This window comes from Clostridium ragsdalei P11, assembly GCF_001675165.1.
GTDB classification, from domain to species: Bacteria; Bacillota; Clostridia; order Clostridiales; family Clostridiaceae; genus Clostridium_B; species Clostridium_B ragsdalei.
The window spans coordinates 145719-168241 of record NZ_LROS01000022.1 but is presented as its reverse complement, the minus strand read 5'-3'; the positions used below and the strand labels follow the sequence as shown (position 1 = coordinate 168241).

Sequence of the window (22523 nt, the reverse complement as noted above, 5' to 3'; positions counted from 1 at the left end):
GATACCACCACATAAAATGAAAAAGTACAGAAGTACAGTACTTAGTTAGTAAAAATGAAAGGGAGAGTTAGAAATGAATATTATTGATAATGATTTGCTCTCCATCCAAGAATCCCGAATCCTTGTGGAAAATGCTGCACGAGCACAAAAAATGTTAGCAACTTTTCCGCAAGAAAAGTTAGATGAGATTGTTGAACGTATGGCTGAAGAAATCGGAAAACATACCCGAGAGCTTGCTGTAATGTCACAGGATGAAACTGGTTATGGAAAATGGCAGGATAAATGCATCAAAAACCGATTTGCCTGTGAATATTTGCCAGCTAAGCTTAGAGGAATGCGATGTGTAGGTATTATTAACGAAAATGGTCAGGATAAGACCATGGATGTAGGTGTACCTATGGGTGTAATTATTGCATTATGTCCTGCAACTAGTCCGGTTTCTACTACCATATATAAGGCATTAATTGCAATTAAGTCTGGTAATGCAATTATCTTTTCTCCACATCCTAGAGCAAAGGAGACAATTTGTAAGGCGCTTGACATCATGATTCGTGCAGCTGAAGGATATGGGCTGCCAGAAGGAGCTCTTGCATACTTACATACTGTGACGCCTAGTGGAACAATCGAATTGATGAACCATGAGGCGACTTCTTTGATTATGAATACAGGCGTTCCCGGGATGCTTAAAGCGTCATATAGATCTGGAAAACCTGTGATCTATGGAGGAACTGGTAATGGACCAGCATTTATTGAACGTACAGCTGACATCAAGCAGGCGGTAAGAGATATTATTGCTAGTAAGACCTTTGATAACGGAATAGTACCATCATCTGAACAATCTATTGTTGTAGATAGCTGTGTTGCATCTGATGTTAAACGTGAGTTGCAAAATAGTGGTGCATATTTCATGACAGAGGAGGAAGCACAAAAACTGGGTTCTCTCTTTTTCCGTTCTGATGGTAGTATGGATTCAGAAATGGTTGGCAAATCCGCACAGAGATTGGCTAAGAAAGCAGGTTTCAGTATTCCTGAAAGTAGCACAGTGCTAATTTCAGAGCAGAAATATGTTTCCCAAGATAATCCTTATTCCAAGGAGAAACTTTGTCCGGTACTAGCTTACTACATTGAAGATGATTGGATGCATGCATGTGAAAAGTGTATTGAGCTGCTATTAAGTGAGAGACATGGTCACACTCTTGTTATACATTCAAAAGACGAAGATGTAATTCGCCAGTTTGCATTAAAAAAACCTGTAGGCAGGATACTTGTTAATACGCCTGCTTCCTTTGGTAGTATGGGTGCTACAAGTAATTTATTTCCTGCTTTAACTTTAGGTAGTGGATCGGCAGGTAAAGGTATTACCTCCGATAATGTTTCACCAATGAATCTTATTTACGTCCGTAAAGTCGGATATGGCGTACGGAATGTAGAAGAGATTATTAATACTAATGGATTGTTTACAGAAGAAAAAAGTGATTTGAGTGGTATGACAAAGCAGTCAGACTATAATCCAGAGGATATACAAATGTTGCAGCATATTTTGAAAAAAGCTATGGAAAAAATTAAATAGCGTACAGATGTGTTGAAACATGGTAAACAATAAGTTTAAAACTCAAATAGTTAAATCTAAAATAATTATGAAAGAAAAGAGGTAAGTGTTTTGGATATTCGTGAATTTTCAAATAAGTTTGCAGAGGCAACTAAAAATATGTCTGCAGAAGAACAAGCAGCCTTAATGAAGATATTTCAAGGCGTTTCTCAAGAAATTACAAAAGAAGATAATGGAGTACCTGCAGCTTGTGCAGAACCTTGCACTAATAATGGAGAAGTTCCAAATGGAATGACAGAACGTTTAAAAAGAATAAAGGAAAACTATTTAAAGCAAAAGCCTTCAATAACAACATATCGTGCTAAGGCTATTACAAAGATTGCTAAAGAAAATCCTGGTATGCCTAAGATTTTATTACGTGCTAAATGTTTCCGTTATTGCTGTGAAACTGCACCTTTAGTAATTCAAGATGATGAGCTAATTGTAGGAGCTCCTTGTGGTGCACCTCGTGCTGGAGCTTTTTCTCCTGATATAGCATGGAGATGGATGCAAGATGAAATAGATACTATTGGAACACGTCCTCAAGATCCATTTTATGTATCTGAAGAAGATAAAAAGCTTATGCGTGATGAACTTTTCCCTTTCTGGCAAGGTAAATCCGTTGATGAATACTGTGAAGACCAATACCGTGAAGCGGGTGTTTGGGAACTTTCAGGTGAATCATTTGTTTCAGATTGTTCTTACCATGCAACTAATGGTGGTGGTGATTCAAACCCTGGATATGATGTTATCTTAATGAAAAAAGGTATGGCAGATATTCAGCAGGAAGCAAAGGATCATTTAGCAAAATTGGATTATGAAAATCCTGAAGATATTGAAAAGATTTATTTCTATAAATCCGTTATTGATACTACTGAAGGAGTTATGATTTACGCTAAACGTATGTCTGAATATGCTGCTGAATTAGCTGCAAAAGAGACAAACCCTAAGCGTAAAGCAGAATTACAAAAGATTTCAGAAGTTAATGCACATGTTCCTGCACATAAACCTAGTAATTTCTGGGAAGCAATTCAATCAGTTTGGACTATTGAGTCATTACTTGTAGTTGAAGAAAATCAAACTGGTATGTCCATTGGTCGTGTTGACCAATATATGTATCCGTTCTATAAGGCAGATATAGAATCAGGACGTATGAATAATTATGAAGCATTTGAATTATCTGGTTGTATGCTAATTAAAATGTCTGAAATGATGTGGGTTACAAGCGAAGGTGCTTCTAAGTTCTTTGCAGGTTACCAACCATTCGTAAATATGTGTGTTGGTGGTGTTACTCGTGATGGTCTTGATGCAACAAATGACTTGACTTATCTTTTGATGGATGCTGTTCGTCACGTTAAGATTTATCAGCCATCTTTAGCTTGCCGTATTCACAACAAATCACCTAAGAAGTACTTGAAGAAGATTGTTGATGTTGTTCGTGCTGGTATGGGATTCCCAGCTTGCCATTTTGATGATGCGCATATTAAGATGATGCTTGCAAAAGGTGTTTCCATAGAAGATGCTAGAGATTATTGCATAATGGGTTGTGTTGAACCTCAGAAAGCTGGACGTTTATATCAATGGACTTCTACAGCTTATACTCAATGGCCTATATGTATAGAATTAGTTCTAAACCATGGTGTTCCTTTATGGTATGGAAAGCAAGTTTGCCCTGATATGGGAGATTTAAATAGATTTAAGACTTATGAAGAGTTTGATAATGCTGTTAAGGAAGAAATTAAGTATGTTACAAAATGGACTGATGTTGCTACAGTTATTTCTCAGCGTGTTCACAGAGATTTAGCTCCAAAGCCTTTAATGTCCATCATGTATGAAGGATGTATGGAACACGGTAAAGATGTTTCTGCCGGTGGTGCTATGTACAATTTCGGACCTGGTGTTGTATGGACTGGATTGGCTACATATGCAGATTCCATGGCTGCTATCAAGAAGGTAGTATTCGATGATAAGAAATGTACTTTAGAGCAATTAAATCAAGCATTGAAAGCTGATTTTGTTGGATATGAAGAACTTAGAAATGATTGCTTAAAAGCTCCTAAGTATGGTAATGATGATGATTATGCAGATTTAATTGCTGCAGATTTGATCAACTTTACAGAGATGGAACATCGTAAATATAAGACTTTGTACTCTGTTTTGAGTCATGGTACTTTATCTATCTCAAATAATACTCCATTTGGTCAGTTGACAGGCGCCTCTGCTAACGGACGTAAAGCATGGACACCATTATCTGATGGTATCAGTCCAACTCAGGGTGCAGATTTTAAAGGACCTACTGCTATTATTAAATCTGTTTCCAAGATGTCTTGTGACAATATGAACATAGGTATGGTTCATAACTTTAAACTTATGGCAGGATTGCTTGAAACTCCAGAAGGAGAAGAAGGTATTATCACATTGTTACGTACTGCTTGCTTATTTGGTAATGGACAAATGCAGTTCAATTACTTGGATAACAAGACTTTGATTGAAGCACAGAAGCATCCAGAACAGTACAGAGATCTTATTGTTCGTGTAGCAGGTTACAGTGCATTCTTTGTTGAATTGTGTAAGGATGTTCAGGATGAAATTATTAGTAGAACTATGTTAACACATTTTTAAACATAGTATTCCATTGATTTTAAATTAATTTATCTGATGTCTGTATCTTGCATACTGCAAGGTATGCAAGAGGACAGGCTCGGTTAAAAATTCATCTGAACACCAAAATGAATCAAACAGGAGATTGGTTAGTATGAGTAATGCGAAGGCAGCAATGATTGAAAGAAAAGCAGTCATTTTTAATGTGCAAAAATACAATATGTATGATGGACCGGGAGTAAGGACACTGGTATTCTTTAAAGGATGCCCATTGCGTTGCAAGTGGTGTGCCAATCCTGAAGGACAATTACGAAAATATGAAGTTATGTTCAAAAAGAATTCATGCATTAATTGCGGTGCTTGTGTCTCTGTTTGTCCGGTTGGAATACATACAATGTCAAAAGGAATGGAACATGAGGTAGATCATAGTATTGATTGTTTAGGTTGCCGCAAGTGTGAGAATGCTTGTACCGAGTCTGCAATATCCATTATGGGACAAGAAAAAACTGTTTCTGAAATTATGGAAGTTATAGAAGAGGACAGGCAGTTTTATGAAATTTCAGGTGGTGGTGTCACACTAGGTGGCGGCGAGGTATTGATGCAGTGGGAATTTGCAGCAAATTTGCTTATGGTATGTAAGCAGGAAGGAATCAATACAGCCATTGAAACTTGTGGTCATGCAAAATTGGAAGCAATACTTAAGGTTGCTGAGTTCACAGATTTGTTCCTTTTTGATATAAAGCATATTGATCCTGAACGACACTATCAACTGACAGGAGTGCATAATGAGCAAATTTTGAAGAACTTGAAAGAACTTCTTAACCACAGGTATAACGTGAAGATTAGGATGCCCCTGTTAAAAGGCTTGAATGATAGCAAAGAAGAGTTTGATGGTGTAATTAACTTCTTGATGCCTTTCCGTGATTACAAAAACTTTAAAGGTATAGATCTGCTTCCTTATCATAAATTAGGCGTAAATAAATATACACAGCTGGGTATAGATTACCCAATAGAGGGAGATCCAAGCTTAAGTAGTGATGATTTGGATAGGATTGAAGGCTGGATTAAAGAATATGATTTCCCAGTTGCGGTTATTAAGCATTAATAAGCAGTTAATTAGTCAATATGTGTTAATGTGTAATTTCCCTGGTTTTATAAAGATTTATTAAATGACCTGTAATTGGTGTAATAAATAAAATTGATTTGATGGTGGAACATTAGAGTTTATGTTTCCGACAGTTGAGGCAAATAAAAGTTTCAGAGCCTTATTATAAGATTAGTGTTCCTAGCGGATTAGCCGGTGGAGCCCTAAAAAATGTTTATTTTTAAAATAAAAGTAAAGGGGGGCCAAAATGAAATTTATTACCGAAATTGATTTGCGGGATTTATATAGAAAAGAACCTTTTACAGATTATGAATTAGAACCGGGAACAAGACTTACGCCTGGAGCACGTCAATTTCTATCAGATAAAGGTATAAATATGTTTGACGATGGTCCTTACACAAAGAGAAATACTGCAAATAAAAAACAGACTGCGGAGAAAAAGCAGACTGTAGAGAAAAAACAAGCTGTAGAGAAAAAGGAAACTGTGGAAAAGGTGCAGACTATAAAGGAAAATCAAACACCTGCACAGCCCAAAAAGAAGAATAATTGGAAGAAGAAAAAACTTTACAGTAAGATGAAATCAACGGAAGCATTGTTCCTTATTACGGAAGAAGAACTTTTGAATAAGGATATCCTTTGGGCACAGAATGTTATTAGTTTAGGTAAGCAGTTTACTAAAATTAAGAATGCCATTCAGGGTAAGGGGTCCGTTGAAAATCTTTGTATTAAGGAATGTACAGCAATAAATTTTAGTAATTATTCACTTGATTTAGATGATTGCTTTGAAATTACAGAATTTCATATGCAGCTTAAAAAAGGCAGAGATATCATAATTTTGCATAGACTGCGCTGTGCTCTTAGAGAAATCGAACCATTTATTTTAGAAGCATATGAAGATAGTGAAGATGAGGATGCATTGTGCAGTGATACTATTGGAAAGATCAATCAGATTATTAATGCTTTGTCCCAAATGATTTGTTCTATTTTTGGAGGTACAAAATGTCAGAGAAAAATTTGACTTTTAAGTTCTGCGACCAACTTGTGAAAGATTTTGAACATGTAGTAAAACATCCGATTGTTGATAAGTCTTCTGTTTATTATACAGGAGTTGACCTGGGTACAGCATGTGTTGTCCTAGCAGTTGTAGATGAAAACTATAAACCAGTAGCAGGTGCTTATAAATATGCAGATGTAGTTCGAGATGGTATGGTTGTTGATTATATTGGTGCAATCAATATTGTTAGAGAGATGAAGCATGAGATTGAAGAAAAGTTAGGTACAGAGTTGATTTATGGAGCTGCAGCTATTCCACCTGGAACAGATGAATTGGACTCAGGAGCAGTTAAAAATGTAGTTCAAGCAGCTGGTTTTGAACTTACAAGTGTACTTGATGAACCGACGGCTGCTAATAAAGTTCTTAGAATTAAGAATGGTGCAGTTGTAGATATCGGTGGTGGAACGACTGGAATTTCAATTTTAAAAGATGGAAAAGTTGTTTATATTGCAGATGAACCAACAGGAGGTACTCAATTTTCATTAGTTGTTTCTGGTGCATATAAAATGCCTTTTGCAGAAGCAGAATTGTATAAACGTAATCCAGAAAACCATAAGGATCTTTTACCTGTACTAAAGCCAGTAGTTGAAAAAATTGCATCTATTATTAACCAGCATATTAAAGGGTACGATGTTCAGGAAATATCTTTGGTAGGAGGAACTTGCTGCCTGACAGGTATTGAGACAATTATAGAGAAAAAGACAGGAATTTTTACTCATAAGCCAAAGAATCCGATGTTTGTAACCCCTTTAGGTATAGCACTTAGTTGTACGCAGGAAAGTATATAGTTGGAGATGATTCAATATGGAATTTCGAATTATTAAATCACCTTCAAAGGGTACTATAGATATGCTTATGAGGCGTATGGGTGCTAATGTTAATAAAGATTCAATTTGTGTTGATGCGGTTGGTCTTGTGCAAGGTAAAATGCTGGACATGATTTATGCCGCAGATATTGCTGAAAAGGCAGTTGGTGTCACAGTAGAAGATATTAAAGGAAGTTGTCCACAGAATATGATAATGATTGCGATTTTTGGCGATACGTCATCTGTTGAATCAGCAATTCAGGAGATTAAGCGCAATGTTAAAAAGGAGAAAAATATATGTTAATAGCAAGATTAATTGACAATGTATGGGCAACAAGAAAAGCAGAATCACTTAATGGATTGAAATTTATGTTAGCAGAAGTAATTGGTGGAACTGGTGCTGGTCAACATTTAGTTGTAGCAGATATAATCAGCGCCGGTATTGGAGATAGAGTTCTTGTTTCAACGGGATCATCAGCTCGAAAAATGTTAGATGAATGTGAGGATATCCCGGTTGATGCAGTTGTTGTTGGAATTATTGATGAAGACTGCAATATAGAATAGACTCAGGAGGTACGAGAATGAGTATTCTTGATATGGTGCGAGAAGCTGGTGTTATTGGTGCCGGTGGGGCAGGATTTCCTACCCACGCAAAGCTAGCATCAAAGGCAGAATATATACTTCTTAATGGAGCTGAATGTGAGCCGCTGCTTCGTGTGGATCAGCAGCTGATGAGGATGTTTCCAGATGAGATAATTAAAGGATTTGAATCAGCAGGAAAGTTAGTAGGTGCAAATAAAGCACTTATAGGTATTAAAGGAAAGCATAAGGAAGTTATTTCTATACTTCGTAATAGAATTGAAGAACTTCAAGTAGGAGATTTTATCGAAGTAAAAGAAATTCCTGATATTTACCCTGCAGGTGATGAACAAGTTCTAGTTCATGAATTGACTGGAAGAGTTGTTCCCGAAATGGGTATTCCAATTAGTGTTGGTTGTGTAGTAGTCAATGCAGAAACAGCATTGAATATTTATCACGCTTCTATGGGAGTACCAGTTACAGAAAAATATATCACAGTTGCAGGAGATATTCCTAAACGTTTGACTGTAAAGGTACCAGTGGGTACACCTGTTATAGATGTACTGAAACTGAGTGGCATAGAAGATTTTGATGATTATACAGTTATTGATGGTGGCCCTATGATGGGACCTGTAAAGAGTAATGTAGATGGATATGTTACGAAGAAAAATAAGGGATTCGTAATTTTGAAAAAAGATCATCCTCTGATTCGTAAAAAATCTGTTAGCATAGAACAGGCGAAAAGAGTAAATAGGTCTTCCTGTGAGCAGTGCCGCATGTGTACAGATATGTGCCCTCGTTATCTTCTTGGACATAGTACACAACCCCACAAGATGATGAGAGCTTTGAATTATGCATTGAAGAATGTTGAAGAGCAGAAGATTGCACAGCTTTGCTGTCAGTGTAATTTATGTGAATTGTTCTCATGTCCAGCAGGACTTTATCCGAAATCTGCAAATCTCTATTTTAAAGGAAAATTAGCAGAACAGAACATAAAATATAAACCAATGAAGTCGGAATTTACTACCCGCAAAAGCCGTGAGTATAGGTTAGTTCCAAGTAAGCGTCTTATTGCTAGATTAGGTTTGCATGACTTTGACAGGCCAGCTCCTATGACTGAAGTTCAGGTAAATCCTGAAGAAGTTCATATTGCAACAAGACAGCATGTAGGAGCACCTGCAGTACCAATTGTTAATGTTGGTGATCATGTAGAACTTGGACAACAAATTGGAAAAATTCCTGAAGGTAGTTTAAGTGCTGCTATTCATGCAAGTATTTCGGGAACAGTTGTGGAATGTGGAAATGATTTTATTGTGATAAGGAGGGGATAATATGTCACAAGCAATAGGAATGGTTGAGTTTACAAGCATTGCTCGTGGTATATATGCAGCAGACCAGATGGTAAAGACTTCTGAAGTGGAAATAGTCACAGCAGGTTCTTCTTGCCCTGGCAAGTATATTGCCATTGTTCAAGGTGATGTTGCAGCAGTTGAAGATTCAGTGAGTGTTGGTGTAAGATTTGCAGAAGAATTTTTAGTTGATTCTATTGTTATACCAAATGTCAATCCGGCAGTATTCCCTGCAATCACAGGTGCAACGATGCCAGATGAAATTCAGGCTTTAGGAATTATGGAGTCTTTCTCCCTGTCAACAATGGTCATTGCTGCTGATGCAATTTTGAAATCTGCTGAATTGCAGCCGATTGAACTTCGTTTGGGAAATGGATTGGGAGGTAAGTCATTCTTTACTTTTACCGGAGATGTAGCTGCTGTTGAAACTGGTGTTGAAACAGGAAAAGCTATTGCAGAAGAAAAAGGGTTATTAGTAAATGCAGAGGTTATACCTTCACCGTCTGAAAGATTATTGGCATCATTGTTCTAATATATAAGAACTTTTATAAATGAAAGGATGTGAAGGAATGAAAAAATTAATTTGTGTAAAAGATGTTGAAACTGCAGAAAAGCAGGGTCAAAAAGTAGTGTATATTAATTGCGATACAATTGTTACTCCTTCAGCTAAAGATGCGGCTAGAAATAGTGGAATAGAATTCTCTACCGAAACTCCAGTTCCTGAAGTAAAGAAATCTTGTGAAGTAGAAGTTCCTTGTGAAACAAAAGGATCTTGTGAAACAAAACCTTCTTGTGAAACAAAAGCTTCTGAACTTGAAAAAGTTTTTGAAAATGGAATTGATAGTGAAATGATTTATAAAGTATTCAAGGTAATGATGGATAAAGGACTTTTGAATGGAGTGATTGATTTGATTACTAATAAGAAGCCTTATCTTGCTGAGACTGACTCTATCGGTTTGAAGATCGTTCGTGGCAGTTCAGTAAAGTATGAAGCACTTGATACAGGAAATCCTGATGATAAAGTATTTTATCAGGAAATAATCAATGCAGATGATGGTTCCTCAATGAATGCAGGATTTATTACAATTGAAGATTGTAAATTTGATTGGGAAACAGAATGTCAAGAACTTTACTATGTTATAGAGGGTACATTGACAGTAACAGTGGATGATAAAGTTTATACTGCACATCCTGGTGATTCAGTATTCTTCCCTAAGGGAGCTAAGATAGCATTTGGTTCACCTGACAAGATGAAAGCATTCTATGCTACATATTAGAATTTAGAATGCTTGACCAAAGTTTAGGAGGGTTAAACAATGCAGGCACTTGGGTTAATCGAAACAATAGGACTTATTGCAGCTATTGAGAGTGCAGATGCTATGCTCAAGGCGGCAGATGTGAATCTCTTAGAAAAGACATATGTAGGAGGAGGACTTGTTTCGATTGCTGTAACTGGTGATGTGGCTGCGGTGAAAGCAGCTGTAGACGCTGGTGGAGCGGCAGTTAGAAACATAAATGACACATTGCTTGTTTCACAACATGTGATTCCCCGTCCACATGAGGAATTAGATAATATAATTGTATCAGCAGTACCATTGAAAGATAGAAATATTCCAACTGTCGCTCCAGCGAAAAACCAATCAGAAGATGAAACAACAGTTGAAGTAATTGAAGAAGATACTGTAGAGGTTCCTGTTAAAATAGAAGATTCAATAGTAGAAGACTCAAAAGAAGAGAATTCAACAGTGGAAAATACAACAGTGGAAGACTCAAAAGAAGAGAATTCAACAGTAGAAAATTCAGAGAATGAGGAGCTTTTGCCAGAAAAAATAACTGATCCTTTGAAAATGGATTTGACTAAACTAAATAGAAAAGCTGTAGATAAGATGGTGCTTGACTATGGTTTAGAAAAAGCTATTGAGATTTTAAGTAAGTTTAAGGTAATAGAGCTTCGAAATCTCGCTCGTAAATATAAGAACTTTGGTATCAAAGGAAGGTCCATTTCTAAAGCAGACAAGAAGTTGCTGCTTATAGAGTTCAAAAAATATTATGGGCATAATTAGCCAGCTATAAAAATTAAAATATATAAATAATAAACAATGGAGGGAACACAATTGGAAAATTTTGATAAAGACTTACGCTCTATACAAGAAGCAAGAGATCTTGCACGTTTAGGAAAAATTGCAGCATGTGAAATTGCTGATTATACTGAAGAACAAATTGATAAAATCCTATGTAATATGGTTAGGGTAGCAGAGGAAAATGCAGTTTGCCTTGGTAAAATGGCTGCAGAAGAAACTGGTTTTGGAAAAGCTGAAGATAAGGCTTATAAGAACCATATGGCTGCTACTACAGTATATAATTATATCAAGGATATGAAGACTATTGGTGTTATAAAAGAAGATAAAAGTCAAGGTGTAATTGAATTTGCTGAACCAGTTGGTTTATTAATGGGTATTGTACCATCTACAAATCCAACATCTACTGTTATCTATAAATCAATCATTGCAATTAAATCAAGAAATGCAATTGTATTCTCACCACACCCAGCTGCATTAAAATGTTCAACAAAAGCAATAGAACTTATGCGTGATGCAGCAGTAGCAGCAGGAGCTCCTGCAAATGTAATTGGCGGTATTGTTACACCATCTATACAAGCTACAAATGAACTTATGAAAGCTAAAGAAGTTGCTATGATAATTGCCACTGGAGGCCCTGGAATGGTAAAGGCTGCTTATAGTTCAGGAACACCTGCAATAGGCGTTGGTGCTGGTAACTCTCCATCTTATATAGAAAGAACTGCTGATGTTCATCAATCAGTTAAAGATATAATTGCTAGTAAGAGTTTTGACTATGGTACTATTTGTGCATCTGAGCAATCAATAATTGTTGAAGAATGCAACCATGATGAAGTAATAGCTGAGTTGAAGAAACAAGGCGGATATTTCATGACAGCTGAAGAAACTGCAAAAGTTTGCAGTATACTTTTTAAGCCTGGTACACACAGTATGAGTGCTAAGTTTGTAGGAAGAGCTCCTCAGGTTATAGCAGCAGCTGCAGGTTTCTCAGTTCCAGAAGGAACAAAAGTTTTAGTAGGAGAACAAGGCGGAGTTGGTAATGGTTACCCTCTATCTTATGAGAAACTTACAACAGTACTTGCTTTCTATACAGTTAAAGATTGGCATGAAGCATGTGATCTTAGTATAAGATTACTTCAAAATGGTCTTGGACATACTATGAACATTCATACAAATGACAGAGACTTAGTAATGAAGTTTGCTAAAAAACCAGCATCCCGTATATTAGTTAATACTGGTGGAAGCCAAGGAGGTACTGGTGCAAGCACAGGATTAGCACCTGCATTTACATTAGGTTGTGGTACATGGGGAGGAAGCTCTGTTTCCGAAAATGTTACTCCATTACATTTAATCAATATAAAGAGAGTTGCATATGGTCTTAAAGATTGTTCTACATTAGCTGCAGATGATACAACTTTCAATCATCCTGAACTTTGTGGAAGCAAAAATGACTTAGGATGCTGTGCTACAAGCCCTGCAGAATTTGCAGCAAATAGCAATTGTGCTAGCACTGCTGCGGATACTACTGATAATGATAAACTTGCTAGACTCGTAAGTGAATTAGTAGCTGCAATGAAGGGAGCTAACTAAAATGGACAAGTACGAAGCTGTTATAAAGCTTTTATTGGAAGCTGTTCAAGGTAATCAGTCTTCTACAGAGACAAAACAAGATACAAATGAAATCCCAGTTGGAGTTTCAAATCGTCATATTCACCTTTCACAAGCAGATTTTAACATCTTGTTTGGAGAAGGATACCAGGTAACAAAGATAAAGGATTTAGCACAGCCAGGACAGTATGCTTGTAAAGAAACAGTAACAGTATGTGGACCAAAGGGAGCTATCGAAAAAATTAGAATCCTTGGACCATTACGTAGTAAGACACAGGTAGAAATCCTAAGAGGAGATTCTTTCAAATTGGGAGTAGCTCCAGAAGTAAGGATGTCAGGTGATTTACACGGAACACCTGGAATTACCATAATAGGACCAAAGGGATCTGTTCAAATAAAGGAAGGTGTGATTGTTGCACAAAGACACATTCACATGACTCCTGCAAATGCACAACATTTTAATGTGCATGATGGACAGACAGTAAGTATTAAAGTTGATGGACCACGTGGTGGAATCTATAATAATGTTGCTATCAGAGCAAATGATACTTCAGCTTTAGAGTGCCATATTGACACAGAGGAAGCAAATGCTATGTGTGTTGGCAACTCATCAAAAATTACAATAGTAAAATAGTAAAATTATAAATCATAAAATAACAGTATTTGGAGAGGAGAAATAAAAATGAAATCTGATGCATTAGGAATGATTGAAACAAAGGGGTTAGTAGGTTCTATAGAGGCTGCAGATGCAATGGTAAAGGCAGCTAACGTTAACTTAATAGGAAAAGAACATGTTGGTGGCGGTCTTGTAACAGTAATGGTAAGAGGAGATGTAGGAGCTGTAAAAGCAGCTACTGATGCTGGTGCTGCTGCAGCACAACGTGTTGGAGAATTAATTTCTGTTCATGTTATTCCTCGTCCACACGTTGAAGTTGAAACTATCCTTCCTAAAACTGGTTTAAAGGAAGACTAATATTAGAAAATATAGGGTATAAGATACAAAGTACAAAATAGAAAAAAATAAATTATAAACTAGGAGGAAATAAAAATGAAATATGATGCATTAGGAATGATTGAAACAAAAGGTTTAGTAGGTTCAATTGAAGCTGCAGATGCAATGGTTAAGGCAGCTAATGTTTATTTAATAGGTAAAGAACATGTTGGTGGCGGTCTTGTAACAGTAATGGTAAGAGGAGACGTAGGAGCTGTAAAGGCAGCTACTGATGCTGGTGCTGCTGCAGCACAACGTGTTGGAGAATTAGTTTCTGTTCATGTTATTCCTCGTCCACACGTTGAAGTTGAAACTATCCTTCCTAAAACTAATTTAAAGGAAGATGAAAAGTAGATTACAGTTTACCGTTTAAATGCATATGAAAAGATGACTTTGAAATAAGTCAGGTGTGATATGGTAGATAGTTAAAAGTAATAGTTTGTTTAGGGAACGTATCTAGATTGTGTAAATTAAATCGAGGTACGTTCCTTATTTGCTCTTTAGAAAATTGTATTATCAGAAAATATAATTAAAGCGCCAATTATACAATTGGCGCTTTAATTATATTTAACTGCCCATTCAACAGGGAACAGTTCAAATATTAATCTTTCCTATGAAATTAACTACACACAATTTAGTCATCTTGCATTGACATAAGCGTATGTTTTCTATAGGCTTGAGGAGTCATATTCATCTCCGCACAAAATACCCTGTTAAAATAAGATGGATCTGAAAAGCCGCATTCTGATGAAATTCGATAAGCACGGTAATTAGTTGTTTTTAATAATCTACAGGCATATTGAATTCTCAGATTAATTACATACTTTGAAAATGAGACACCCAGTTCCTTTTTAAAGACACGGCTAAAATATTTTGGATTCAAAAACACTGTAGAGGCAACTATTTGTAAAGTTATTTTTTCCCTAAAATGTTCTTTAATATATTTTATAGACTTTTCAATAAAGTATTGCTGAGATTCTTTGGATTCTGGGTTCTTTTCTTCAGTATTTTTATCTACTACTATGTTACAATCAGCTGAGGAGTCCAGCATTTTCCGAAAAACTTGTTTGATAATGTTAGGTTTTACGGGTTTTAATAGGTATTCAAAAACCCGGAGACTGATTGCTTTCTGTGCATAGGAAAAGTCTGAGTGAGCAGATAAAATTGTAATAAGCGCATTGGGTAGAAATTTCCTGATCTCTTCAATAGTACTAAGACCGTCCAATTCAGGAATCATTACATCCATCATGATAATATTCGGATGATATTGTTTGGCTAGTTTAATAGCTTGAACACCGCTTTCACAAGTCAGTAATACATCTTCTGGAAAAAGTTCTTCAAGTACAATTGATTTAAGAAATTCTTGTTCAAGTATTTCATCTTCTACAATCAATATTATGCTCATTGTTATCACCTCACAATAGGTTCTGCAGGAATTGTGATGGTAACGGTACTTCCACTGAAATCAGATTTTACAATTTTCAATCCATATTGTTTTCCGTAATATCGTTTTAAACGTTTATCTGTACTTTGAAAACCTAGGCCAGATTTATTTTCGCATTGTTGTATGCTAAGCAAAACATCCTTTGGGAAACCATTTCCGTTATCCATGATGGAAATAACCACTTCCTCTTTATATTTTTCTGCATAAATACTTATTTTGCCTCCATCTCGCCTTGGGGTTATTCCATGAATTACAGAGTTTTCAACAATAGGTTGGATGATCATATTGAGAATTCTATAAGACTTAAGATCTTCTGAAATATTAATATCATATTCCAGACGAGTTTTGAATCTTACTTTTTGAATATATAAATATTTCTCAATATTATTAATTTCAGCACCGATGGTATGAAGTTGGTTACCCTGCTTTAAATTATACCGCAGCAAATCAGAAAGGCAATAAATAAGCTCTTCTGTTTCGCTGGAATGCTCAAAATAAGCTACACGAGCAATACAATTTAAAGTGTTAAACAAAAAATGAGGATTAACAACTAGAGACATATTTTTTGATTCTAGATCAATGATCTTTTTCTCTAATATTTCCTTCTCAATTGACAACCTTTTCACATCCTGATGGGACAGCTCAGTGCTTTCTGATAAATCAAGAGAAATGTTTTTAGCAATTTCGCAGCATAATCGCTCGTATACTTTAATTTTATTTGATTCTACGGATTTTAGTGAGAAAATCGACTTAGCGATAAACTCTAGTTCCTCAGCCTTAGTTTCTTTGGGAGACTGGATATTAATCATATACTTTTTGTATTCATTATCCTTCAAATATACTTGTATACCAGCCATATAACCTACAGTTTTATTGTCTACTGTGATCGGAAAAATCATATTTTCGAGACCATGTCGGCATACAAATCTACCTTCCTTGCCAGATTGTAATCGACATTGGTAGTCAGGACATACATGAGACTCTCTTTCCTGACATACATGAGTACAAAAATCTGGGGATGGAATAAATTCAAGTAAAATATCCCCATTTATATCTACCAAAAACAAAGGTACATCTGATAGGGCTAAAATACCACTATAGCGGCTATATAACTTTGAGGTTATAAATTTTTTAAGTGGATTATCAGTTTTATTCATCCTTATAACACCCGTCTCCTGACCTATAGTTTATACTCAAAAAAAGAAATTAATTAGATTCTAGTGTATTCTTTTTTTTATATTATATTATATAAAAATATAAAAGTAAACAATATTTTATACTTTTTCACAGTTCTTTGTCATATATTGTCAAAAAAAGAAGATAAATATAAAACCTTTAGACTCCAATTTTTTCTGATTTCAAGTAATATATTAAATTTTTACTATAAGCACTAAGACATAATTTAAAAACTTTGCTAAGCAAAGTTTCACAGGTTAAGAATTAATAATGAAGAATTAATAGTGAAAGATGATTTTTAACTGTCGCAAAAAATCTTTAAGTTTATATAAATCAGCAATATTTCGCTTTAGCGAAACGAGTGATGAAAAGCTTAATCAAAGATTTTTTGTAGTGTAACGGAAAAAATTCACATTAACTATTAATTCTTCATTCTTAACTATTAATTAAAAATATTGTGTCGCAATATTTTTAAATTGCGAAAGTTGAGATACTTATTAATAGCATTTTTGATAAATATGTATCAGTTCTTCTTTAGAAGGTTTTCTAGGATTAGTTGGAGTGCATCTATCTTGCATTGCTGTTTCTGCCATATGATTTAGAGCACCTTGAAAATCGTCTTCTTTAATTCCAAGAGCTCGAATATTATCTTCAACACCTAGGGATTTTATTAATTTATTTACAGCTTCGATAAAACTTACAGCGCCTTCACGAGTTGTTCGAGCTGGAAGGTGTAGAACTGATGCTAGTTTTGCGTATTTTTCCATAGCATGATCGTTTGCATTTCCCACTAAGCTAGCATTGTATTCCATTACTGCATTAAGTAAAAGTGCATTGGATCGGCCGTGAGGAATGTGAAAAGATCCACCCATAGCATGAGCCAAGCTGTGATTAATTCCAAGACCAGCATTTGTAAATGCTATTCCTGCTATACAAGAAGCGTTTTGAACATGATCTCGAGCTTCAGAATCTTTACTATCGTTATAAATTTTTGGAAGATTCTCAAAAATCAATTTAACTGCTTTTTCAGCAAGAGCGTCTGTAAAGTCAGTTGCTTTTTTGGAAACATAGGCTTCAATAGAATGAACTAGAACATCTATACCAGTATCTGCTACAATACGTTGAGGCAGACCATCAATACAACTAGAGTCAAGTATTGCAACGTCTGGTGCAATAAAATCATCTACAATGCATACCTTTTCTTTCTGAGAAGTAATAACAGTAAAGTTTGTTACTTCAGAGCCTGTTCCACTTGTTGATGGAATTGCAATAAACAGGGGCTTTTTCATTTCCTGGCCCATTGCTTTTCCTAAATTACATGCAAAATACATTATTCCTTTGGCGGTATCAATGCTGGAGCCTCCACCTAGTGCAACGAGAACATCTGCATCGCTTTTGTTGTACAATTTCATTGCATCTGCAATTACATTGACATCTGGATCAGGGTGTACTCCCGTAAAAACAACGGAACTTATTCCGGCTTTACTTAGGGAATCTATTACTTTTTGAAGATATCCAAGTTTTCCCATAATGGCATCTGCAACAATAAATGCTCGAGAGCCAGTAACCTGCTCTAAAAGTTGTATGGATTCCCTATTAAAATAAATCTTGGATTTCAAATTAAAATTTTCAAACTTGTCTTCCATGATTTTCCCTCCTATTCTTTCTACAGTTACTTTTTACAAATTTTTAATAAACTTTGTTATTTTTTTAATAAATGCTTTCACAATTATCACTTTACATGGTATCATACAAAGCGGATAGTATATTGTAAATTCAATATATAGTTTTAGCACTATTGTATCCAGTTAGAAATTGATATGGTACAATATTGTTTTTATTGAACAATATCTACTTCAAAATATGATTTGATATAGCACTTTTTTAAAGTTACAATTAATATTGCTATTAGAATATATATAATTTGTGAAAAAGGTGTGAAATATTTAATAAAGCTTCTAATAGAAAGCAATATGTTGATTTTTGGGAGTATTATTGTTATAATTAACTTCAGAATTGGTATCGTCAGAAAGTTATAAACCGGTGTTAGTTGGCTGCTTGTGTTTTTTATTGACAAAACAAAAGATTGAAATATGTGTGGTGGATTATTTATGAAGATGGAAGAATTAGTACAAAAAAAGCTGTGTCTTGTTTTTAACGATGACAGTATAATGTTTGATAAATCTCGTTTTGCAGGTGGACTTACCAATTACAACTATATTATGAATATCAATGGAAAACAGTACGTTGTCCGACAACCGGGTGCCATGACCAATCTGATGATTGATCGTAAAATTGAAAGTGTTAATGATAAAATAGCAGCAGAGCTTGGTTTGAATTCTGAGTGTATTTATTTTGATGAGGATAGTGGAATTAAAATTAGCGTATATATTGAAAATAGCAAAAATATTGCTCAAGCTGATCCATGTTCTCCTACAACTCTGAGATCTGTTTCTACTCTCATGAAAAAAACTCACTCTAGCAAAAAGTGTTTTTCTAATTCATTTAATTGGAAGATGGAGTTAAATAAATACGAAAATATAATTCAAAAGCTTAATGGTGATTTTTTCTTTGACTATGCTACATTAAAAAAACAATTGCTTGATTTTATGGAAAAGAATATTAAAAAAACTATTTCTGTTCCATGCCATAATGACACAGTTCCTGAAAACTTTATTATTGATGGTAAAGGAAAGACCTACCTTATAGATTGGGAATATTCTGGAATGAATGATCCAAGTTGGGATGTAGCTTCATATATTCTTGAATCTAAATTAACCGAAGAAGCAATTCAATATCTTCTTGTTGACTACTATGGCCAATTTCCGGTACATGAAGAAATAGTAAAAATAAAAAGTTATATGGTAGCACAGGATTTACTTTGGATGGTATGGGCTATGATTAGACACTACAGTGGAGATGATTTTCTTGATTACTGCTGTTTTAGATATGAACGATTTCAAAGAAATGTGAAGGCAATAACAAACTCATCAGATTATTCCATTGCTGATATGGTAAAGAATTGTGAATAGAAAACGTTCATTAATAAAGTGAAAGTTTATTAATATGAGTTAAAGAAGCTTTTAAACATAATTAAAAGTTTGTACTATCAGTACATATGTACTGATAGTACAAACTTTAATAAGTTATAATGTATTAAAGTGGTTATTAATTACTATTATTTTGCATAATCTTTAAGAATTTCATAAGTATAATCTATTATCTCATCGCAAGATACACCTTTTTGTTTTAATTTAGAGCATTCAAAAGTTCCATACTTTTCTGTTACTTTGTTCATTATTTCTTTTGCAATTTTTCTAGATTCATTTTGTACAGAAGACTCGTTTCTTCCTTTTACGGAACCCATAGCCATAAGTGCTCCAGTAACAGCACCGCAAGTACTTTGTACGGCCATGCCAAGTCCAAACGGACTTGCAATTGATACAGGAATGTTTAAATTGTTGTCTCTGTTAAAAGCCTTGATTATAGATTCTGCACAATTAAATCCCTCTTTATGAAATTGTGACGCATTATTCATAATTTTCACCCCTTGTTTTATATAAATTCTAAATATTCGTAAATTACATTAATAATTATAATATACGTATTTTTTATTGATGTCAAATGATATCAAATGATATAATCTATTTTATAGAATATATTTAGTATAGTATTATAAGAGGATTCTTTTTAACTATAAAATGATAAATACTGAAAATAAGTGAAAATAAAAATAAATAAATAAAAATTCGATATATGTCATAAAAATAATAATAAATAGTTAGATTTAGAATTTTATTACTTTCATATATTATGATAAATTAGTACTATGGGGGTTTGTGTGATACATCGTATTTTGTTATAAAATAGCTTTGTATATAGAGATTAAAGTTAAAATTAATTTAGTAAATAAGGAAAGAAGGCTAATTAATGCTTGCTTTTGAAAGACACAATAAAATATTAGATTTATTATATAAGAATAAAAAAGTAACTACCCAGGATTTAAGTAGGTTAATAGATGTTTCTGCATGTACTATAAGAAATGATTTAAACAAGTTAGAAAAGGATGGGCTTATAAAGAGAATTCATGGAGGGGCCATATTACCTGAGGCTATACAGAGGGATTTAAGTTTCCCTAGTAGAAAAAGCAAAAATCAGATTGAAAAAAATGCTATTGGTAAGAGTGCTTGTGAGTTTATAAAAAATGGACAGTGTCTAATAATAGATGCCAGTTCAACAGCTATTTCCCTTGCCAAGTATTTAAATAAAACTGATCTTAGAATTACAGTGATAACTAGCGGCATATATACTGCGTTAGCACTTAAAGATAATAACAACATAAACGTAATTCTTGTTGGAGGAGTGGTTAGACCAAAGTCTGGTGCACTAGAAGGTCTTTTAGGTAAGAATCTAATTTCTCAGATAAATGCAGATGTAGCTTTTGTATCTGCGAGAGGATTTACTTTAGAAGAGGGACTTACAGAATTTAACATATATGAAGGCGAGCTTAAAAAGTTTCTTATATCTAGGACTAAAAAAGTTGTAGCTCTATTGGACTCTTCAAAGTTGGAAGTTAGTTCAATTTCTAGTTTTGCAGATTCGAAAAAACTAGATACTATAATTACTGATTTTAATTCACCAACGAACGTACTTGAGAAATATAGAAAATATGGTATAAATGTGATAGTAGCTCCAAAAGAAGATAAATAAAAAATTAAGCTGTATTTATTTACAGCTTAATTTTTTATTTATTCATAATATATTATTTATTAGGTACTGTTTTCCAATCATCTAAAAATCTTTGTATTCCTATATCTGTTAGTGGGTGTTTAGTCATTTGTACTAATACTTTATATGGAACTGTAGCAATATCTGATCCTGCTTTTGCAGCATTTATAACATGAAGAGGACCTCTAATGCTGGCTGATATAATTTCTGTTTTTATATCATGAATTTTAAAAATAGCAGATATTTGTTCAATTAATTCAATACCGTTCATTCCAATATCGTCTAGTCTTCCTAAAAAAGGACTTACATAAGTTGCACCAGCTCTTGCAGCTAAAAGTGCTTGTCCTGGTGAAAATATCAATGTTACATTAGTTTTTATATTTTCTTTTGAAAGAACTTTTACAGCTTTTAAGCCTTCTACAGTCATAGGAATTTTTATTACTATATTTTTGTGTATTTTTACAAGTTCTCTTGCTTCTTCTACCATTTTTTTAGATTCTAAGCTTATTACTTCAGCGCTTATTGGTCCATCCACAATAGTAGTTATTTCTTTTACTACTTCCTTAAAGTCTCTACCTTCTTTTGCGATTAAAGAAGGATTAGTAGTAACTCCGCAAATTACGCCCATTTCATTAGCTTTTCTTATTTCTTCTACATTAGCGGTATCTATAAATAATTTCATACTTATTACCTCCTATTATATTTATATAAAATTATGATTTACACAATTATTCTACCACAAATTGATCATATTTTCTTTCTAAAATTCTCATCTATTTCATTGATTAATTCAACTTTTGGAGTTGACCTTCCATCTTTAAATTCAGAGTTGAGCCATATATTTAATAGGTATTTAGCAAGAGAAGGACCTATTACTTCTGCACCGAATGTAGCAATTTGTGCATTATTACTTTTTTGAGCTCTTTCAGCAGAGTAGATATCATGGCATACTGCAGCTCTTATACCAGGAACTTTATTAGCTGTTATGGCCATGCCTATACCAGTTCCACAAATTAATATACCTCTATCAAAATTTCCTTTTGCTACTTCTTCGCTTACTTTTAAAGCTACTTTAGGGTAGTATACTGTTTCACCTTCACCACATCCAAAGTCTATATGTTCAATATTTTTTTCTTTTAAAAATTTTATTAACTCCAATTTCAAAGCATAGCCATTTTGATCACAGCCTATAGCAATCTTCATAATAAATCAAATCCTTTCTGCAATTTTACTATTTATACAATGAGTAAATATCTAATATTTATGATTATAGTATCATTTAAAAGATTTCTGTCCAAATGTACCATTCAACCATTACACTTATTTATTTCATTAGTAGTTTATTTTTCATTTGTTTTTGTTTGTTTTCGTTTAATTGCTATTTGATAGACTTCGATAAAAGATGATAAACAGAGT

General features: G+C 34.3%; 23 protein-coding genes. 17 read left to right on the top strand and 6 right to left on the bottom strand.

Annotated features, from left to right (window positions below; genetic code table 11):
* The first annotated feature begins 73 nt into the window (after positions 1-73).
* The 15 genes from CLRAG_RS10895 (at position 74) to eutM (CLRAG_RS10825) (ending at position 14113) form a co-directional block, all read left to right on the top strand.
* Positions 74-1570 (top strand): aldehyde dehydrogenase family protein, encoded by a 1497-nt coding sequence (locus tag CLRAG_RS10895; RefSeq protein WP_065078466.1) that lies wholly within the window; start codon positions 74-76, stop codon positions 1568-1570.
* 90 nt (positions 1571-1660) lie between these two features.
* Positions 1661-4210, top strand: a complete 2550-nt coding sequence (gene cutC, locus CLRAG_RS10890; protein WP_065078465.1) for a choline trimethylamine-lyase — start codon at positions 1661-1663, stop codon at positions 4208-4210.
* Between the two features lie 133 nt (positions 4211-4343).
* Complete coding sequence (gene cutD, locus CLRAG_RS10885) at positions 4344-5294, top strand: choline TMA-lyase-activating enzyme (protein WP_065078464.1); 951 nt, start codon at positions 4344-4346, stop codon at positions 5292-5294.
* A gap of 247 nt (positions 5295-5541) precedes the next feature.
* Positions 5542-6312, top strand: a complete 771-nt coding sequence (locus CLRAG_RS10880; RefSeq protein ID WP_065078463.1) for a hypothetical protein — start codon at positions 5542-5544, stop codon at positions 6310-6312.
* Positions 6294-7136 carry an ethanolamine utilization protein EutJ gene (eutJ, locus tag CLRAG_RS10875; protein WP_065078462.1) on the top strand — a complete coding sequence of 281 codons (843 nt, stop codon included), beginning with the start codon at positions 6294-6296 and terminating at the stop codon, positions 7134-7136. Before CLRAG_RS10880 ends, eutJ begins: the two co-directional genes overlap by 19 nt.
* A gap of 16 nt (positions 7137-7152) precedes the next feature.
* Positions 7153-7458, top strand: coding sequence for a BMC domain-containing protein (locus CLRAG_RS10870; protein WP_063556965.1), 306 nt, complete (start codon positions 7153-7155; stop codon positions 7456-7458).
* Positions 7452-7718, top strand: a complete 267-nt coding sequence (locus CLRAG_RS10865; RefSeq protein WP_065078461.1) for a EutN/CcmL family microcompartment protein — start codon at positions 7452-7454, stop codon at positions 7716-7718. Before CLRAG_RS10870 ends, CLRAG_RS10865 begins: the two co-directional genes overlap by 7 nt.
* Positions 7719-7735: 17 nt before the next feature.
* The gene (locus CLRAG_RS10860; RefSeq protein ID WP_065078460.1) at positions 7736-9064 is read left to right on the top strand and encodes a 4Fe-4S dicluster domain-containing protein; all 1329 of its coding nucleotides are present in this window, start codon (positions 7736-7738) and stop codon (positions 9062-9064) included.
* Position 9065: 1 nt separating this feature from the next.
* Positions 9066-9614, top strand: coding sequence for a BMC domain-containing protein (locus CLRAG_RS10855; RefSeq protein ID WP_065078459.1), 549 nt, complete (start codon positions 9066-9068; stop codon positions 9612-9614).
* 37 nt (positions 9615-9651) lie between these two features.
* Complete coding sequence (locus tag CLRAG_RS10850) at positions 9652-10359, top strand: cupin domain-containing protein (RefSeq protein WP_065078458.1); 708 nt, start codon at positions 9652-9654, stop codon at positions 10357-10359.
* A 39-nt stretch (positions 10360-10398) separates the two neighbouring features.
* On the top strand, positions 10399-11145 hold the full coding sequence (locus tag CLRAG_RS10845; RefSeq protein WP_065078457.1) for a BMC domain-containing protein: 747 nt from the start codon (positions 10399-10401) through the stop codon (positions 11143-11145).
* 51 nt (positions 11146-11196) lie between these two features.
* Positions 11197-12750 (top strand): acetaldehyde dehydrogenase (acetylating), encoded by a 1554-nt coding sequence (locus tag CLRAG_RS10840; protein WP_065078456.1) that lies wholly within the window; start codon positions 11197-11199, stop codon positions 12748-12750.
* Position 12751: 1 nt separating this feature from the next.
* Complete coding sequence (locus CLRAG_RS10835) at positions 12752-13402, top strand: phosphate propanoyltransferase (RefSeq protein WP_065078455.1); 651 nt, start codon at positions 12752-12754, stop codon at positions 13400-13402.
* Between the two features lie 48 nt (positions 13403-13450).
* The gene (eutM, locus tag CLRAG_RS10830; RefSeq protein WP_023163089.1) at positions 13451-13741 is read left to right on the top strand and encodes an ethanolamine utilization microcompartment protein EutM; all 291 of its coding nucleotides are present in this window, start codon (positions 13451-13453) and stop codon (positions 13739-13741) included.
* A gap of 75 nt (positions 13742-13816) precedes the next feature.
* Positions 13817-14113 (top strand): ethanolamine utilization microcompartment protein EutM, encoded by a 297-nt coding sequence (gene eutM / locus CLRAG_RS10825; protein ID WP_013237864.1) that lies wholly within the window; start codon positions 13817-13819, stop codon positions 14111-14113.
* A 280-nt stretch (positions 14114-14393) separates the two neighbouring features.
* Here eutM (CLRAG_RS10825) and CLRAG_RS10820 read toward each other — a convergent pair whose 3' ends face one another.
* The 3 genes from CLRAG_RS10820 to CLRAG_RS10810 form a co-directional block, all read right to left on the bottom strand.
* Positions 14394-15164 (bottom strand): response regulator transcription factor, encoded by a 771-nt coding sequence (locus tag CLRAG_RS10820; protein WP_065078454.1) that lies wholly within the window; start codon positions 15162-15164, stop codon positions 14394-14396.
* A gap of 5 nt (positions 15165-15169) precedes the next feature.
* Positions 15170-16360: a histidine kinase gene (locus tag CLRAG_RS10815; RefSeq protein ID WP_065078453.1), complete on the bottom strand. Its 1191-nt coding sequence runs from the start codon at positions 16358-16360 to the stop codon at positions 15170-15172.
* Between the two features lie 516 nt (positions 16361-16876).
* Positions 16877-18025, bottom strand: coding sequence for a 1-propanol dehydrogenase PduQ (locus tag CLRAG_RS10810; protein WP_154104977.1), 1149 nt, complete (start codon positions 18023-18025; stop codon positions 16877-16879).
* Between the two features lie 465 nt (positions 18026-18490).
* On the opposite strand from CLRAG_RS10810, the gene CLRAG_RS10805 reads away from it, so the two are divergent.
* Positions 18491-19411 carry a choline kinase family protein gene (locus CLRAG_RS10805; protein ID WP_065078451.1) on the top strand — a complete coding sequence of 307 codons (921 nt, stop codon included), beginning with the start codon at positions 18491-18493 and terminating at the stop codon, positions 19409-19411.
* Between the two features lie 146 nt (positions 19412-19557).
* Here the strand turns inward: CLRAG_RS10805 and CLRAG_RS10800 are convergent, their stop codons facing one another.
* Complete coding sequence (locus tag CLRAG_RS10800) at positions 19558-19917, bottom strand: C-GCAxxG-C-C family (seleno)protein (RefSeq protein WP_065078450.1); 360 nt, start codon at positions 19915-19917, stop codon at positions 19558-19560.
* A 392-nt stretch (positions 19918-20309) separates the two neighbouring features.
* Between CLRAG_RS10800 and CLRAG_RS10795 the strand changes: the two genes are divergently transcribed.
* Complete coding sequence (locus CLRAG_RS10795; RefSeq protein WP_065078449.1) at positions 20310-21089, top strand: DeoR/GlpR family DNA-binding transcription regulator; 780 nt, start codon at positions 20310-20312, stop codon at positions 21087-21089.
* A 52-nt stretch (positions 21090-21141) separates the two neighbouring features.
* Here the strand turns inward: CLRAG_RS10795 and fsa are convergent, their stop codons facing one another.
* Together fsa and rpiB are read right to left on the bottom strand one after the other, a co-directional pair.
* Positions 21142-21789 carry a fructose-6-phosphate aldolase gene (fsa, locus tag CLRAG_RS10790; protein ID WP_065078448.1) on the bottom strand — a complete coding sequence of 216 codons (648 nt, stop codon included), beginning with the start codon at positions 21787-21789 and terminating at the stop codon, positions 21142-21144.
* Positions 21790-21854: 65 nt separating this feature from the next.
* On the bottom strand, positions 21855-22310 hold the full coding sequence (gene rpiB, locus CLRAG_RS10785; RefSeq protein WP_065078447.1) for a ribose 5-phosphate isomerase B: 456 nt from the start codon (positions 22308-22310) through the stop codon (positions 21855-21857).
* Between the last annotated feature and the right edge of the window lie 213 nt (positions 22311-22523).

Bases quoted from the DNA above. Each gene is read 5' to 3' on its own strand.
- CLRAG_RS10895 (WP_065078466.1), top strand. From the start codon at position 74: ATGAATATTATTGATAATGATTTGCTCTCCATCCAAGAATCCCGAATC.
- eutM (WP_013237864.1), top strand. From the start codon at position 13,817: ATGAAATATGATGCATTAGGAATGATTGAAACAAAAGGTTTAGTAGGT.
- CLRAG_RS10795 (WP_065078449.1), top strand. From the start codon at position 20,310: ATGCTTGCTTTTGAAAGACACAATAAAATATTAGATTTATTATATAAG.
- fsa (WP_065078448.1), bottom strand. From the start codon at position 21,789: ATGAAATTATTTATAGATACCGCTAATGTAGAAGAAATAAGAAAAGCT.
- CLRAG_RS10815 (WP_065078453.1), bottom strand. From the start codon at position 16,360: ATGAATAAAACTGATAATCCACTTAAAAAATTTATAACCTCAAAGTTA.
- CLRAG_RS10835 (WP_065078455.1), top strand. From the start codon at position 12,752: ATGGACAAGTACGAAGCTGTTATAAAGCTTTTATTGGAAGCTGTTCAA.
- CLRAG_RS10880 (WP_065078463.1), top strand. From the start codon at position 5,542: ATGAAATTTATTACCGAAATTGATTTGCGGGATTTATATAGAAAAGAA.
- CLRAG_RS10850 (WP_065078458.1), top strand. From the start codon at position 9,652: ATGAAAAAATTAATTTGTGTAAAAGATGTTGAAACTGCAGAAAAGCAG.
- CLRAG_RS10845 (WP_065078457.1), top strand. From the start codon at position 10,399: ATGCAGGCACTTGGGTTAATCGAAACAATAGGACTTATTGCAGCTATT.
- CLRAG_RS10860 (WP_065078460.1), top strand. From the start codon at position 7,736: ATGAGTATTCTTGATATGGTGCGAGAAGCTGGTGTTATTGGTGCCGGT.
- CLRAG_RS10800 (WP_065078450.1), bottom strand. From the start codon at position 19,917: ATGAATAATGCGTCACAATTTCATAAAGAGGGATTTAATTGTGCAGAA.
- CLRAG_RS10855 (WP_065078459.1), top strand. From the start codon at position 9,066: ATGTCACAAGCAATAGGAATGGTTGAGTTTACAAGCATTGCTCGTGGT.
- rpiB (WP_065078447.1), bottom strand. From the start codon at position 22,310: ATGAAGATTGCTATAGGCTGTGATCAAAATGGCTATGCTTTGAAATTG.
- CLRAG_RS10820 (WP_065078454.1), bottom strand. From the start codon at position 15,164: ATGAGCATAATATTGATTGTAGAAGATGAAATACTTGAACAAGAATTT.
- CLRAG_RS10805 (WP_065078451.1), top strand. From the start codon at position 18,491: ATGAAGATGGAAGAATTAGTACAAAAAAAGCTGTGTCTTGTTTTTAAC.
- CLRAG_RS10865 (WP_065078461.1), top strand. From the start codon at position 7,452: ATGTTAATAGCAAGATTAATTGACAATGTATGGGCAACAAGAAAAGCA.
- eutJ (WP_065078462.1), top strand. From the start codon at position 6,294: ATGTCAGAGAAAAATTTGACTTTTAAGTTCTGCGACCAACTTGTGAAA.
- CLRAG_RS10810 (WP_154104977.1), bottom strand. From the start codon at position 18,025: ATGGAAGACAAGTTTGAAAATTTTAATTTGAAATCCAAGATTTATTTT.
- cutD (WP_065078464.1), top strand. From the start codon at position 4,344: ATGAGTAATGCGAAGGCAGCAATGATTGAAAGAAAAGCAGTCATTTTT.
- CLRAG_RS10870 (WP_063556965.1), top strand. From the start codon at position 7,153: ATGGAATTTCGAATTATTAAATCACCTTCAAAGGGTACTATAGATATG.
- eutM (WP_023163089.1), top strand. From the start codon at position 13,451: ATGAAATCTGATGCATTAGGAATGATTGAAACAAAGGGGTTAGTAGGT.